The following is a 13,898-nucleotide window of genomic DNA, read 5'->3' on the forward strand; positions in this document are numbered from 1 at the left end:
CGTGGGCGGCATCGGCGGCACTTTGCTGGGTGCAGACCTGGCTGGTGATATCGCTGGCGAACTTGACCACCTTGTACAGCCGGCCCTTGCTGTCGAAGATCGGGTTGTAAGAGGCTTCAAGAAAGACCGTCTGGCCTTGCTTGTTGACCCGCTCGAAGCGGTGCGAGTGGTATTCCCCACGGTTGAGCGACGCCCAGAACTCCCGGTACGCCGACGACTCCCGCTCCTGCGGCAGGCAGAACAGCCCGTGGTGGCGCCCCACCACCTCTTCCAGGCGATAGCCCATGGTGGTGAGAAAATTCGGGTTGGCCTTGATGACCCGGCCGTCAGGGGTGAACTCGATCACAGCCATGGAGCGGCCGATGGCCTTGAGCAGGCTTTCACTCTCGTGTTCCTGCATGACCCGCTGGCTGATGTCCGACGCCACCTTGATCACGCTGGTGACTTGCCGCTGCTCATCCAGCACCGGCATATAGCTGGCTTCAAGCCAGACCTCACGCCCTGCCTTGTCGACCCGCTCGAAGGTGCCGCTGATAGCCTTGCCCTGCCCCAGTTCGCGCCAGAGCTGCTGGTATTCGGCTGTCTTGACGTAGGCCGAGTCGCAGAACAGCCGATGATGCTTGCCGCGTAATTCTTCGACGCTGTAACCCATGGCCTGGCAGAAGCGCTCGTTGGCGTCGAGAATGGTCCCATCCGGCGCGAACTCGATCATCGCCATCGAACGGCTGATTGCCGCGAGCTTTGCTTGCGCACTGGCCAGTGCCTGGTGACTACGCTGGATCTCGACGAGGTCGGACTTGCGATGGAAATCGAACATGACGCCGGGCTCCTTTATGCGCGGGGTTTCCTGAGCATAGATGGGCAACAGCGCCGTGCAAGCACATTGATATCACTTTGTAATTAGTCCCCGAGGCCGTCAAACACGAGGCGCTGAGCCTGAAGAACTCTAAGCCTCAAGAACTCTCGCGCACCATCAGTTCGAACCCAAGGTCCTGCTGCTCGTTGGTCACCCGCTTGCCGTCAAGCAACGTCAGCAGCGCCAGTGCCGCCCCCCGGCCTACGGCCGCCCTAGGTGTGCGAATCGAGGTCAACCGCGGCACCATGTGCGCCGAGGCGGGCAAATCGTTGAACCCCACCATCGCCACCTGCCGCGGTACCTCAACCCCTTGGCGCAGCGCCTGCAGCACAGCGCCCTGGGCCAGGTCGTCGTTGCAGAAAAAGATGCCGTCGACATCCGGCGCCTGCTGCATCAGCTGGCTGAACAACGCACTGCCCAACGCGATGGAAGAAGGCTCGGGCGCCAGGATTTCCAGCTCAGTCGCTTGCAGCCCCGCTTCGCTCAGGGCCTGGCGGAACCCCTCGGCGCGCTGCATCACCCGCGGGTCGAGCTGCGCGGCAATGAACGCCAAGCGCCGCCGCCCGCGTTCGATCAGGTGCTTGGCAGCCGCACGCCCGGCCTGTTGCTGCGAAAAGCCCACCGACAATGCACCCGCCTCGCCACCCAACTCCATCATGTGCACGCAGGGCACGCCACTGGCCGCCAGCATCTGTCGCGATGCGTCACTGCGCTCGAAACCGGTCAGCAGCATGCCGCAAGGCTGGTAGGCCAGGTAGTTGCGGATCAGGTTCTCTTCTTCGGCAATATCGTAGTGATAGTTGCCGATCAAAACCTCAAGCCCGCGCGGGCGCATCACCTCGTGAATGGCTTCGAGGGTGTCGATGAACAACTGGTTGGACAATGACGGGATCAGCACCACCACCGACTGGCTGCGGGCCGAGGCCAGTGCGCGGGCGGCCGGGTTGGCGACATAGCCCAGGCTCGCCGCAGCAGCGGCAACCTTTTCGGCCAGCGCCGGGGCAACCGTGCTGACCCCGCGCAAGGCGCGCGATGCGGTGATCGGGGAAACCCCGGAAAGCCTGGCGACTTCTGCCAGGGTGGGACGACCGGTGGTGCGGGAGCCTGTTCGAGACATGAATGTTGTAATTTTACTACTTGCCAAGGGAGGGGAACGGCCACTAAGGTAGCGCTGTCTCAGGACGCAGGCAATGTAATCTTTGGTAGCCGTTCCGCGTGCTCGCTGCCAAGCGTCCATACTGCGTAAGGACAAGACCAATAACACCGGGGAGGTGGCTGTTCGTCAGCGACGAGACAGCGCTACCTCACCCCGCAGGAGGTACTGATGAATTCTCCCCTGTCCGCCATTGTGGTGATGGGCGTGGCTGGCTGCGGCAAAAGCTGCGTCGGTGCCGCCATTGCCGCCAGAAGCGGCGGCCGCCTGATCGAAGGCGACGCTTTTCACCCTGCCGAAAACATCCGCAAGATGAGCGCTGGCATCCCGCTGGACGACAACGACCGTGCCGGCTGGCTGGTGCACCTGGGCCAGGAGCTGCAGGCCACGGTCAACGCGGGCGAGCGCCCGATCCTCACCTGTTCTGCCCTCAAGCGCCGCTACCGCGATACCTTGCGCGCCTCCATGCCCGGCCTGGTGTTTGTGTTCCTCGAACTCACCCCTGCCGAGGCAGAAAAGCGCGTACTGGCCCGCCCTGGGCATTTCATGCCGGCAAGCCTCATCGACAGCCAGTTTGCAGCCCTCGAAGCCCCGCATGGCGAGCCGCTGACGCTGCCCCTGGACGCCACCCAGCCCATCAATGTGCTTGCCGAGACGGTAGACAGCTGGCTAAAGCCCTGCGGTGAGCGGGACCTGGCGCAAACTGCCTGAACCAGGCGGTTTTTCCGGCTCACCAAAGACAGCGCTGTCTCAATCAATGAAAGCGCCTGAAGTTCAATAAAGCAACGCCCAAAACAACGATAAGACCGAGGCATAAAAACCATGTTCGGACTGGCTACTGATACCTTCCTGCTGCTCGACGCCCTGGTAACCATCATCGGGCTGATCCTGCTGATCACCCATTTCAAAGTTCACCCCTTCGTCGCCCTCACCCTCGCGGCCGGCTTCCTCGGCCTTACCTCCGGCATGCCGGTGGCCAAGGTGATGAAATCGTTCCAGGACGGTTTTGGCGGCGTACTGGGCTTCGTCGGCATCGTGCTCGCCTTGGGCACCATGCTTGGCAAGCTGATGGCCGATTCCGGCGGCGCCGACCAGATCGCGCAGACGCTGATCCGCGCCTTCGGCAAGAAGAACGTGCACTGGGCCATGATGTTCGCCGCCTTCCTGGTCGGCATCCCGCTGTTCTTCGAGATCGGCTTCGTGCTGCTGATTCCGCTGGTATTCATCGTCGCCCGGCGTTCCGGGGTCTCGTTGGTGAAAATCGGCATCCCGCTGCTGGCCGGCCTGTCCGTGGTTCACGGCCTGGTGCCGCCGCACCCGGGGCCGCTGTTGGCGATCGGCATCTTCAATGCCGATATCGGCAAGACCATCTTCTATGGCCTGATCGTGGCGCTGCCTACCGCGATCATCGCTGGCCCGCTGTTCGGCAACTTCATCTCGCGTTACATCCCCGGTAACCCGTCCCAGGAGCTGATGGACCAGATCGCCAAGGAGTCCGACCAGGGCAACCTGCCGAGCTTCGCCGTCACCCTGCTCACGGTGCTGCTGCCGGTGGCGCTGATGCTGCTCAAGACCTTTGCCGACGTGGTGCTGCCCGCCGAGCATATCGTGCGGCAGTGGATGGACCTGATCGGCCACCCCATCACCGCCCTGCTCGCCGCCTTGCTGCTGGCCTTCTATACCTTCGGCGCGGCGCGTGGTTTCAACCGCCAGCAGATCATGAAGATGCTCGACCAGAGCCTGGCACCGACCGCTGCCATCGTGCTGATCGTAGGGGCTGGCGGCGGCTTCAAGCAGATGCTGGTGGATACCGGGGTCGGCAACGTGATCGGGCAGATGGCGGTGCAGGCGGAAATCTCGCCGATCATGCTGGCCTGGCTGGTGGCGGCGGTGATCCGCATCGCCACCGGCTCGGCGACGGTCGCCACCATCACCGGCGCAGGGATCGTCGCACCCGTGATCGACATGGTACCGGGGGTCAACCGTGAGCTGCTGGTGCTGGCCACTGGCGCGGGCTCGCTGATCCTGTCGCACGTCAACGATGCCGGGTTCTGGCTGGTGAAACAGTACTTCAACATGACCGTGGCCGAGACCTTCAAGACCTGGAGCATGATGGAGACCATCCTTTCGGTGGTGGGCATCATCTTCATCATGTTGTTGTCGATGGTGGTGTGACCGTTGATCGGGATGGGGGCACCCGGCGTCAGCTCGGCGGCCCAATCGAGGTAGAAGCCCTCATCCCGATGCAAAGGAGCTTGCACCATGATCCGCCCCTTCCTGCTCGCAGCCGTGTTTGTTTCGCCGCTGGCCCTCGCGGTCGGCACCGGGCCGACCTACCCCGACGACCCGCACAACCCAGCGCCCCAGCCGGGTGTCGACAGCACCCTCAACCCGATTGAAAAACCGATGCCACGGGATACCGACCCGCGCTTGCAGGGCAATGACCCCGACAGCCCGCCTGCCACGCAGAATGATGAACATGATTTGCCCGGCATGGAGGGTAGCGGTTCGCAAGACAGCAACAAGACAGGCGCCAGCAAGCCCTGACGTCGCTGCGCGCTGAGGGGTTACCACTGCCGCTTGTCTGGCCTGGTTAACCCCAGCTTCTCGATCCGGTAACGCAGCATATCCCGCGACAACCCCAGCATCCGCGCCGACTTGGTCACGTTCCAGTCGGTCCGGTCCAGGGTCTTGCACACCAGGTCCCGCTCCATGTCCGGCAGGCTGGTGCCGGGTTCGGGCTCATGCCGTGGTATCTCGAACACCATAGGCGCCTGTTGCTGAATCAACGGTTCGTCGATCAAGCTCATGCACAAGTTCAGCTGATGGGTCTGGATCACCTCGTTGGGCGCCAGCAGCACTGTCTGCTCCAGCATGTTGCGCAGCTCCCGCACGTTGCCTGGCCAGCTGTAGCCCAGCATCAAGGCCTCGGCCTCGGCGGAAAAACGCAGGTTAGGCTTGCCATAACGGCGGCCATGGTGCGCCAGGAAATGACGAGCCAATAGCAGAATGTCCTGCCCACGCGCATACAACCGCGGCACCTTGAGCGCGATGATGCGCAGCCGGAAGAACAGGTCGCGGCGGAACTTGCCCTGCTGCACCATCTGTTCGAGGTTGCAGTTGGTGGCACTGATTACCCGCAAGTCGACCTTGCGCTCCTTCACCGCACCAATGCGGCGGATGCTGCGGTCTTCGAGCAGCTTGAGCAGCTTGGCTTGCAACACCAGGTCCATCTCGCCGATTTCATCGAGGAACAGCGTGCCCCCATCAGCGGCCTCGACCAGGCCCACCCTGCGCTCCTTGGCATCGGTGAAAGCACCTTTCTCATGACCGAACAACTCCGCTTCGAGCAAATTGGCCGGGATCGACGCGCAGTTGAACTCGATGAACGGCCCCTTGCTGCGCAACCCATCGAAATGCAGTGCCCGGGCCACCAGCTCCTTGCCTGTGCCGGTCTCGCCTTCGACCAGCACCGGGGGCAGGTCGTCGCTGGCCATGCGCCGCTCGGCATCCAGCACCTGGTGCAACGTGTGCTTGAGGCTGAGCATCACCGGCGAGTCGCCGATCAGTGCCTGCAACCCGGACTTCTGCGCCTCGCGCTCCTGGTAGAACGACAGGGTGCGCTCCATCCGCTCGGCCGCCAGGGCCTTGTCCAGGGTCAGCTTGAGCTCGGCCAGAACCACCGGCTTGGTCAGGTAATGGAACGCGCCCTCCTTCATCGCCTGCACGGCGTCTTCGACGTTGCCGTAGCCGGTCATCATGATGACTTTCAGCGCCGGCACCTGTGCCACCAGGGCGCGCAACAGGTCGTGCCCGCTCATGCCGGGCAACGAGTTGTCGGTCAGCACGGCGTCGGGCTGGGCCTGCTTGACCTGCTCCAGTGCAAGCTCGGCACTGTGGCAGACCGTCACCTCATAGCCCTTGAGGCTCAGGTAGGTGCGAATGTTGTCAGCAAGGATTTCATCATCCTCGACTACCAGGATGCTCTGTTCCATGGTCCACTCCCGCTGCGATATTGAAAGTAAGGCTGACGCGGGTTCCTTCCTCTTCGCGGCTGCTCAGGCTGACCGAGCCGCCAAAACGCTCCATGATGCGTTGAGCCAGGGCCAGGCCTACGCCGAGGCCGCCCTGTTTGGTGGTAAAGAATGGTTTGAACACCATCCGTTCCTGCTGCTGGCTCATGCCCTTGCCGGTGTCGCTGAGCAGCATGACCGCACGCTGGCCGTCCGCCACGCTGACCTGGGCGCGCAACACACCGCCTGCGGGCATGGCCTCGATGGCATTGGAAAACAGGCTGTTGAGAATCTGCGTGAGCTGCAGCGGCTGGCTGGCCACGTATTGCAGCTCGGGCCCTTCGTAGCAGAACTGCACCCCGTTGCGCGCGATCTGTTGGGCGAAGGCCAGGTGGGTGTCCTCGATGGCCGCGACCAGGTCCACCGCCTCGGGCTCGTCACTGGCCGGGCGCAGCGATACCAACAGGTCGCGCACCCAGCGTGACATGCGGTCCACCTGGCCGATGATGTCGTTGATGTTCTTCTGCGCTGTGGGGTTGGCGATTTCCTGGGCCAGCTCGGCGCTGGAGCGGATGTTGGCCAACGGGTTGCGCAGGCTGTGGGCCACCGCCGAGGACATTTCGCCCAGCGCCCCGTAGGTTTCGCTGGCCACCAGCCGGTCTTGCTGCTGGTCGAGCATGAGCGCAGCCCGCCGCACGATCCAGAACAGGCCGAAATAGATCAGCGCCCCGCCCACCAGGGTTGAGGCCCAGATCAGCACATAGCCCCGCTGGATACGCCGGATCAAGTCCTGCGGCTCTTTGTAGATCTCGACCATCGACAGCACCTGTTCACCCTGGCTGTCGAACAGCGGGATGTAGTTCTCGATGAACAGGTACTCGGGTTCACGCAGGAATTTCTGTTCTTCACGGTCTTCCTCAGCCTTGTGGTAGCTGGCAGAAACCGCCTTGCGCGAACGGAAGGCGTGCTCCAGGTCGCCATCCTCCTCGATGCGTTTGCCAATCAACTGAGGGTTGGTGGACCAGACGATGGTCCGGTCACGGGCATAGACGTTGGCCAGCAGGGTGTCGGGCAGGTGTTCGACGTGGTCGAGGAATTCGACGCGGGTCGACTCGGCCAGCGCCGGGGTGACTTGCAGGTGCTGTAGGTCCAGGCGGGGGTCGAGCAGTTCACCCATGGTGGTGCCCGGCGGCAACTGCGAATGGCGGACTTCGGCCTGGGCCATGGCCTGGATGAACTGCGCGGTGAGCATGGCGTCGCGCTCGACGCTGTCACGTACCACAAAGCGCGTCGATACGTAACCCAGGCCACCGGCTACCGAGGCGATGATCAACAGGCTGATCAGTGAAAACCAACGCAGCAGGTTGAACTCGCGCAGCGGTGCCGCGAAACCACTGGAGGCCGCAGAGGCTTTGTCGGGCATTTCGTTGTCCAGCATCTGCATTGAGTGGTTCCCGCGCAGGGAGTCCGTTCTGAAGCGCAGCCTTGCTACGGTTGGTAGCAATTCAATAGCACTCCACCTGGGCCGCCGAAGCTGCCATCTGTTGCTATCGGTCTTTGCAAAAACTCAGCCAGCAAATCTAGAAATCGATAAATTGATATTTTTCAATTACTTAGTTTAGATTTTTAATCCATTTTCAAGATCTAACCCCCACCATTGGGTGAAAATTACCCAAAAAACCATAAATACATATAAATCATATAGTTACTCAATATATTTAAAGCCAATCATGCGGAGCTGACCAACCTGAAGTTCAGCGAAACCCGAGTGCCGTGCCCTTCACTGCTGCTCAACCTCACCGCCCCACCAAAGCGCTCCATGATGCGTTTGACCAGCACCAGGCCAACACCCAGCCCGCCCTGCTTGGTGGTGAAGAACGGCCTGAATGCCATGCGAACCTGCTGCTCGGTCATGCCCTTGCCGGTATCGGACAGGCGCAGGGTGAGGCTGCGCCGGTCCTGGCGCACCACTTCGACACGCAAGGTGCCGCCCTGCTCCATCGACTCCAGCGCGTTGGCGATCAGGCTGCTGAAGATCTGCCTGAGCAATGCCGGGTGCCCGAGTACCTGAACCGCCGGTAACGGCTGCAGGTCAAGCCTCACTGCACAGCGCGTCAGCGGTACGGCAAAGGTCTGCAGGCTTTCCTGCAGTGCCTGCGCCAGGTCCACCGCCGCCGCTTCGTCATTGAGCGGGCGCAGTGACTGCAACAGTTGGCGAATCCACTGCGACATGCGATCGACCTGGTTGATGATGTCGTTGATATTCCGCTGTGCCGGGCCGTCATCAAACGCTTGTGCAAGCTCGGCACTGGAGCGGATGCTCGCCAGCGGGTTGCGCAAACTGTGCGCCACCGCCGAAGACACCTCGCCAAGGGCCACGTAGGTTTCGTTGTTGATCAGCCGCTTCTGCTGCACTGCCAGCAGCTTGGCGGCGCGGCGCATGATGCCGTACAGGCCGATATAGACCAGTGCGGCGCCAACGGTGATCGCCGCCCAGATAAGGATCAGGCCGTGCTCGATGCGCACGATCAGGTCATGGGGCTCCTTGTAGATTTCCACCATGGCCGTGACATGCTCGCCATCGGCGTCGAACAGCGGGATGTAGTTCTCGATGAACAGCTGCACGGGCGGAGTCACGAACTTCTGCTCTTCGCGTGCCTGTTCAAAATCATGGTAGCTGGCAGAGACTCGCATCTTGTATTCGAAGGCGCGATCAAGGTCGTCATCGCCCTCGATCAGCTTGCCGATCAATGCGGGGTTGCTGGACCAGATCACGGTGCGGTCCGGCGCATAGATATTGGCCAACAGCATGTCAGGCAGGTGCGCGATATGGTCAAGGAATTCACCGCGCGCCTTGCGCCGGGCTTCGGGATCGACATCCGGCAGCGCCGTGCGATCGGTGCGCGGGTCAAGCAGCTCGCCCATGGTGCGCACATTGGGGATTGACACGTGGCGCACTTCGGCGTCGGCAATCGAGGTAATGAACTGGGCAGAAAGCAGCGCATCGCGCTCGACGCTTTCGTCGATGATAAAGCGGCTGGAAATCAGCCCCAGGCCGACAGCCACCGAAAAGATGATGGCCAGGCTGACCCAGGCGTACCAGCGCAACAGGTTGAACGGCTTGCGTGGGGTTGCCGCCTCGCTGCCGGCAGGCACTTCGAGGGCGTCGGAACGGGGGGCGATGTCCATGGCGGACTCCACGGCTGGGCACCTTTGAAGGTTATAGCCCAGAGTTGGGGGAACCATGGTTGTAAATTGATGGCATCCGCCGAAGGGTGGCCGCGCCTACAACGGCGAATCGTCCGCCAACCCTTGCAGCTTGCGGTACTCGCGCAGCACGTTGGGCACGTAGCGGCGGGTTTCGGCGAACGGCGGCACCGCCCCCCGTCGCAGCACTGCATCGGGGCCTGCGTTGTAGGCGGCCACGGCCAAGGTGATGTCGTTGTCGAACAGGGTCAGCATGCGTTTGAGGTAGCGTGCGCCGCCCTGCACGTTGTCTTCAGGGTCCAGGGCGTTCTCCACGCCCATTTCACGGGCGGTATCGGGCATCAGTTGCATCAGCCCCACCGCGCCCGCTGGCGAGCGGGCCTTGGGGTTATAGCCGGACTCGGCCTTGATCAGCGCATGCAGCAACGCTTGCGGTACGTTGTGGGCGAGCGCCGCGGCCGCCACCAGCTCGGCATAGGGGCGCCCGGTGATCAACTGCGCACCGGCCGGGCCCGCCTGGGCCAGCGGTTCGCTGATCACCCGCTGGTAATGACGCCCGGGTCGATGGACGTTGGTCAGTACGTAGCCGCCCTTGGCATCGATGGAGATGTACACATCGGCCTGGGCGGCACCCGCCGCCAGCCAGATCAAACCCAGGATGAGTCCACGCATGTCGGCTGCCTCTTCGTCGTGGCCCCCGATGTGGGGGAAATGCCCCGGAAAACCCGAGGTCGATGTCGACGACGCAAGCACTGTGCCGCTTCCTGTACCGCATGGTGCAAGGCCCCGAGGCAGACGTGCACGGCTGTTGCATGGTGCCTGACACAGCCTGTTTACATGCAGCGGAGGCCTTCACCATGCAGCGCAGATCCAACCCCCAACGTGGTTTCACCCTGCTCGAACTCCTCGTGGTGCTGGTGGTGCTCGGCCTGCTGGCCGGCATCGTCGCGCCCAAGTACTTCAGCCAGCTAGGCCGCTCGGAGGTCAAGGTGGCACGGGCACAGATCGAGGGCTTGAGCAAGGCCCTTGACCTCTATCGCCTGGAAGTCGGCCATTACCCCAACAGTGAACAGGGCCTGCAGGCGCTGGTCACCGCTCCCAGTGGCGAAGCCCGCTGGACGGGCCCCTACCTGCAGAAGGCGGTACCGCAGGACCCGTGGGGGCACGCCTACATCTACCGGCAACCCGGCGAGAACGGCGGCGAATACGACCTGCTGTCGATGGGCAAGGACGGCCAGCCCGGTGGTGACGGGGAAAACGCCGAAATCACCAGTTGGCAATGAGGAGTTCGGCCATGCGCTACAGCCTCAAGGCCCTGGGCAGACAGGGCGTGGTGCAGTTGCAGATCGACGCCGAAGATGCCGACCAGGCGCGTCGCCAGGTCGAGGCGCAAGGTTTGCGGGTGGTTAGCGTGAAGGGCCAGGGCGGCGCATTGCGTCGCATGGCCTGGCGCCGTGAAGCACACTTTGACCTGGTGCTGTTCAGCCAGGAGCTGTCGACCCTGCTGAATGCCGGGCTGCCGTTGATCGACGCCTTGGAAAGCCTGGGGGAAAAAGCCGCGACCCCGGCCACGCGCAAAACGCTGGGTGACCTGGTGCGCCAGCTGTACGAGGGCCATTCGCTGTCCCAGGCGCTGGCCCGGCAGCCGCGGATCTTCCCGGCGCTGTACGTCGCCTTGGTGCAGTCCAGCGAGCGCACCGGCGCCCTGGGCGACGCCCTGGGCCGCTATATCGCCTACCGCCAACGCCTGGACCTGGTCCGGCAGAAGCTGGTGGGGGCGTCGGTCTACCCGCTGCTGCTGTTGCTGGTGGGCGGTGGCGTGGTGCTGTTTCTGCTCGGCTACGTGGTGCCGCGCTTCAGCCAGGTGTTCGAGGGCATGGGTACCGAGCTGCCCTGGCTGTCACGCATGCTGATGCAGATCGGCTTGTTCCTGCATACCCAGCAACTGCCGTTGGCACTGGGCAGTGTGGCGGGGATAACCGCCCTGGTACTGCTGCGCCGTCACCCGCGCGTGCGACGCTGGGCATCCCGCCAGCTAAGGCGCATGCCCGCACTGCACCAGCGGTTGATGATGTACGAGCTGGCACGCTTCTACCGCTCGCTGGGCATCCTTTTGCAAGGTGGCATTTCCATCCTCACGGCAATGGGCATGGCCCGCGGGCTGCTGGGCAGTGCCGCAGCCCAAGGCCTTGAACAAGCCAGCCAACGCGTGGCCGAAGGGCTGCCGTTGTCCGATGCGCTGGAGGCCGGGCAACTGGTGACGCCGGTGTCCTTGCGGCTGCTGCGGGCGGGTGAACAGTCGGGCAACCTCGGCGAGATGCTGGAGCGTTGCGCCGACTTTCACGACCAGGAGATCGGCCGCTGGGTGGAATGGTTCGTCAAGCTGTTCGAGCCGCTGCTGATGACCTTCATCGGCTTGCTGATCGGCTTCATCGTGATCTTGATGTACATGCCGATCTTCGAACTGGCCTCAAGCATCCACTGAAACGGCTAGGCCCAGGCCATTAATGACGCACAAGGTAGGCGCCGGCAGGAATGTGTTTTTTTAGCTTTTTGCACTTGCCGGGCGGGGGTTGATGCCCGGGTGAGCGATCGGGGAACCAGATTCGGCATTTGCCCGGTGGCGGCCTGTGGCCTGGCGGCACCTCAAAAGCAGCATCGGCCATACGGTGTTCAGCAAGACCGATTCGCTGCTGACCGGCAATGCCCTGCATCTGTTCGGCAGCAGCAAGCGTGACTGATCGTGCGTGCGCCGAGCTCGTCTGTACTTGTGTTGCTTGAACTGCCGACGCGTTTACAGCACCAGGAGCAGTACCTGAAGTCCGGGCTTTGTTCGCTGCCTGAATCAATTGCAGATTACGATTGCGCAATGCCACGTTGTGCCCGACGTGCAGGTTGGAGCGCGCCGCCAACACTCCCGCCTGATCGTATTGCCCCTGCTGCAAGCGCAGCACACCCAGATAGTGCAGTGTAGCGGGATTGTTCGGCTGAATTTGCAGCGCCCGCTCCAGTGTGGCCGCGGCCTGATCAAGTTTGCCGTCTGCATATTGCCTAGAAGCGGTGTCGATCAACAGGGTCGAGGCCGTATTACTGTGTGCAGTCGCCGTGCGCTCGCCGGCGACGGTGAAATGGCTCGCAGCGACGCTGAACAACAGGGTAAGGGTCGACAGCATACGCTTGCTTGGCATGAGGAAAGCACTCGACTGGTCCAGGTGGGCCTGGCTCGAAAGAAGAGCCTATCGACCTGAGCATGGCATTGAAGTTCCCGATTGATCGCTCAGATGCTCATCTCCCCGCGATGCCGCTTATCGATGAAAGATCCCGACATATCATTCAGCGTGATAATAACCTTCGCCCCGTTCGATTCGTGCGCCGCGCGCAAGGCACTCACACTCCGCCCACTACTAATACTCTGGCGGAGTTCTCCATGGACCACTCACTCAAACCCTTGCGCTTTCCACTCGCTGCCCTGGCAGTCGTAGTGCTCAGCGCTTGCGGTCGAACCCCCGACGCCGTGCAGGCGCCCGCCGCGCCCAAAGTCACCGTTGCCAAGGTGATCGAACAGCCGATCAATGAATGGGACGAGTTCACCGGCCGCCTCGAAGCCCCGGAAACCGTCGAAGTGCGGCCGCGGGTCTCGGGCCAGATCGACCTCGTCGGTTTCACCGAAGGCGCCCAGGTCAAGAAAGGCGACCTGCTGTTCCAGATCGACCCGCGCCCGTTCCAGGCTGAAGTCCGCCGCCTCGAAGCGCAACTGCAACAGGCCAAGGCCACCGCCATCCGCAGCGCCAACGAAGCCCGCCGTGGCGAGCGCCTGCGTGACAGCAACGCCATCTCCGCCGAACTTGCCGAATCGCGCAGCAGTGCCGCCGCCGAAGCCCGCGCCGGGGTCGATGCAATCCAGGCCCAGCTCGACCTGGCCCGTCTGAACCTGAGCTTCACCCGTGTTACCGCGCCCATCAGCGGCCGTGTCAGCCGTGCCCAGTTCACAGCCGGCAACATCGTCACCGCCGATGTCACCCCGCTGACCAGCGTGGTGTCCACCGACAAGGTCTACGCCTACTTCGACGCCGACGAGCGCGTGTACCTCAAGTACACCCAGCTGGCACGTGAAGGCCAGCGCGGCCAGACCACCCCGGTGTACCTGGGCCTGACCAACGAAACCGGCAACCCGCACCTGGGCCAGATGAACTTCGTCGACAACCAGGTCAACCCGCGCACCGGCACCATCCGTGGCCGCGCCGTGTTCGACAACCGCGACGGCCAGTTCACCCCTGGCCTGTATGCACGCCTGAAGCTGGTCGGCAGCGCCCAGTACGACGCCATGCTGATCAACGACGAAGCCGTGGGCACCGACCTTGGCAAGAAGTTCGTGCTGGTCATGGACAAGGACAACAAAGCTACCTACCGCGCTGTAGAGCTGGGGCCCAAGCTCGAAGGCCTGCGCATCGTGCGCAGCGGCCTGGCCAAGGATGACCGCATCGTAGTCAGAGGCCTGCAGCGGGTACGCCCAGGTTCGGCGGTTACCCCAGAAGAAACGCCGATGGCCAGCGAACAGACCCTCGCCGCCCTCGCCCAGCAGCGCCAGGCCCTCGAAGCCAGCAACACCACGCCGAAGGTAGCGGGCACCACTGAGAAAGTCGCCAGCGTCCAGGCGCCACGCGGTTAA

General features: G+C 62.9%; 12 protein-coding genes and 1 pseudogene. 6 read left to right on the forward strand and 7 right to left on the reverse strand.

Annotated features, from left to right (window positions below):
* Nucleotides 1–82 precede the first annotated feature (82 nt).
* A pseudogene (locus LJX93_RS27510) lies at nucleotides 83–817 on the reverse strand (PAS domain-containing protein); the annotation flags it as partial.
* A 136-nt stretch (nucleotides 818–953) separates the two neighbouring features.
* Nucleotides 954–1,973, reverse strand: coding sequence for a LacI family DNA-binding transcriptional regulator (locus LJX93_RS13910; RefSeq protein WP_033698005.1), 1,020 nt, complete (start codon nucleotides 1,971–1,973; stop codon nucleotides 954–956).
* 207 nt (nucleotides 1,974–2,180) lie between these two features.
* On the opposite strand from LJX93_RS13910, the gene LJX93_RS13915 reads away from it, so the two are divergent.
* The 3 genes from LJX93_RS13915 to LJX93_RS13925 all read left to right on the forward strand — a co-directional run bounded on the left by LJX93_RS13915 (nucleotide 2,181) and on the right by LJX93_RS13925 (nucleotide 4,556).
* On the forward strand, nucleotides 2,181–2,720 hold the full coding sequence (locus LJX93_RS13915; protein WP_033698006.1) for a gluconokinase: 540 nt from the start codon (nucleotides 2,181–2,183) through the stop codon (nucleotides 2,718–2,720).
* A 111-nt stretch (nucleotides 2,721–2,831) separates the two neighbouring features.
* Nucleotides 2,832–4,184, forward strand: a complete 1,353-nt coding sequence (locus LJX93_RS13920; protein WP_033698007.1) for a GntP family permease — start codon at nucleotides 2,832–2,834, stop codon at nucleotides 4,182–4,184.
* Between the two features lie 87 nt (nucleotides 4,185–4,271).
* Entirely contained in the window at nucleotides 4,272–4,556 is a 285-nt protein-coding gene (locus LJX93_RS13925) for a hypothetical protein (protein ID WP_033698008.1), read from the forward strand.
* A 20-nt stretch (nucleotides 4,557–4,576) separates the two neighbouring features.
* Here the strand turns inward: LJX93_RS13925 and LJX93_RS13930 are convergent, their stop codons facing one another.
* The 4 genes from LJX93_RS13930 to LJX93_RS13945 all read right to left on the reverse strand — a co-directional run bounded on the left by LJX93_RS13930 (nucleotide 4,577) and on the right by LJX93_RS13945 (nucleotide 9,901).
* Nucleotides 4,577–6,004: a sigma-54-dependent transcriptional regulator gene (locus LJX93_RS13930; RefSeq protein ID WP_156310138.1), complete on the reverse strand. Its 1,428-nt coding sequence runs from the start codon at nucleotides 6,002–6,004 to the stop codon at nucleotides 4,577–4,579.
* A complete protein-coding gene (locus LJX93_RS13935) occupies nucleotides 5,973–7,466 on the reverse strand; it encodes a sensor histidine kinase (protein ID WP_033698010.1) in 1,494 nt (497 codons plus the stop codon). The genes LJX93_RS13930 and LJX93_RS13935 overlap by 32 nt, the downstream gene beginning before the upstream one ends.
* Nucleotides 7,467–7,750: 284 nt before the next feature.
* A complete protein-coding gene (locus LJX93_RS13940) occupies nucleotides 7,751–9,211 on the reverse strand; it encodes a sensor histidine kinase (RefSeq protein WP_033698012.1) in 1,461 nt (486 codons plus the stop codon).
* A 96-nt stretch (nucleotides 9,212–9,307) separates the two neighbouring features.
* Nucleotides 9,308–9,901, reverse strand: coding sequence for a lytic transglycosylase domain-containing protein (locus LJX93_RS13945; protein WP_033698014.1), 594 nt, complete (start codon nucleotides 9,899–9,901; stop codon nucleotides 9,308–9,310).
* A 185-nt stretch (nucleotides 9,902–10,086) separates the two neighbouring features.
* On the opposite strand from LJX93_RS13945, the gene gspG reads away from it, so the two are divergent.
* Both gspG and LJX93_RS13955 read left to right on the forward strand, forming a co-directional pair.
* On the forward strand, nucleotides 10,087–10,512 hold the full coding sequence (gene gspG / locus LJX93_RS13950) for a type II secretion system major pseudopilin GspG (RefSeq protein ID WP_033700061.1): 426 nt from the start codon (nucleotides 10,087–10,089) through the stop codon (nucleotides 10,510–10,512).
* An 11-nt stretch (nucleotides 10,513–10,523) separates the two neighbouring features.
* The gene (locus LJX93_RS13955) at nucleotides 10,524–11,714 is read left to right on the forward strand and encodes a type II secretion system F family protein (RefSeq protein ID WP_227696065.1); all 1,191 of its coding nucleotides are present in this window, start codon (nucleotides 10,524–10,526) and stop codon (nucleotides 11,712–11,714) included.
* 19 nt (nucleotides 11,715–11,733) lie between these two features.
* Here LJX93_RS13955 and LJX93_RS13960 read toward each other — a convergent pair whose 3' ends face one another.
* Entirely contained in the window at nucleotides 11,734–12,417 is a 684-nt protein-coding gene (locus LJX93_RS13960; RefSeq protein WP_227696066.1) for a tetratricopeptide repeat protein, read from the reverse strand.
* Between the two features lie 239 nt (nucleotides 12,418–12,656).
* Here LJX93_RS13960 and mexE point away from each other — a divergent pair, with 239 nt between their 5' ends.
* Nucleotides 12,657–13,898, forward strand: a complete 1,242-nt coding sequence (gene mexE, locus LJX93_RS13965; protein WP_033698016.1) for a multidrug efflux RND transporter periplasmic adaptor subunit MexE — start codon at nucleotides 12,657–12,659, stop codon at nucleotides 13,896–13,898.

The organism is Pseudomonas sp. HN2-3 (assembly GCF_020691745.1).
Lineage (GTDB): Bacteria > Pseudomonadota > Gammaproteobacteria > Pseudomonadales > Pseudomonadaceae > Aquipseudomonas > Aquipseudomonas capeferrum.

Bases quoted from the DNA above. Each gene is read 5' to 3' on its own strand.
- LJX93_RS13910 (WP_033698005.1), bottom strand. From the start codon at position 1,973: ATGTCTCGAACAGGCTCCCGCACCACCGGTCGTCCCACCCTGGCAGAA.
- LJX93_RS13915 (WP_033698006.1), top strand. From the start codon at position 2,181: ATGAATTCTCCCCTGTCCGCCATTGTGGTGATGGGCGTGGCTGGCTGC.
- LJX93_RS13920 (WP_033698007.1), top strand. From the start codon at position 2,832: ATGTTCGGACTGGCTACTGATACCTTCCTGCTGCTCGACGCCCTGGTA.
- LJX93_RS13925 (WP_033698008.1), top strand. From the start codon at position 4,272: ATGATCCGCCCCTTCCTGCTCGCAGCCGTGTTTGTTTCGCCGCTGGCC.
- LJX93_RS13930 (WP_156310138.1), bottom strand. From the start codon at position 6,004: ATGGAACAGAGCATCCTGGTAGTCGAGGATGATGAAATCCTTGCTGAC.
- LJX93_RS13935 (WP_033698010.1), bottom strand. From the start codon at position 7,466: ATGCAGATGCTGGACAACGAAATGCCCGACAAAGCCTCTGCGGCCTCC.
- LJX93_RS13940 (WP_033698012.1), bottom strand. From the start codon at position 9,211: ATGGACATCGCCCCCCGTTCCGACGCCCTCGAAGTGCCTGCCGGCAGC.
- LJX93_RS13945 (WP_033698014.1), bottom strand. From the start codon at position 9,901: ATGCGTGGACTCATCCTGGGTTTGATCTGGCTGGCGGCGGGTGCCGCC.
- gspG (WP_033700061.1), top strand. From the start codon at position 10,087: ATGCAGCGCAGATCCAACCCCCAACGTGGTTTCACCCTGCTCGAACTC.
- LJX93_RS13955 (WP_227696065.1), top strand. From the start codon at position 10,524: ATGCGCTACAGCCTCAAGGCCCTGGGCAGACAGGGCGTGGTGCAGTTG.
- LJX93_RS13960 (WP_227696066.1), bottom strand. From the start codon at position 12,417: ATGCCAAGCAAGCGTATGCTGTCGACCCTTACCCTGTTGTTCAGCGTC.
- mexE (WP_033698016.1), top strand. From the start codon at position 12,657: ATGGACCACTCACTCAAACCCTTGCGCTTTCCACTCGCTGCCCTGGCA.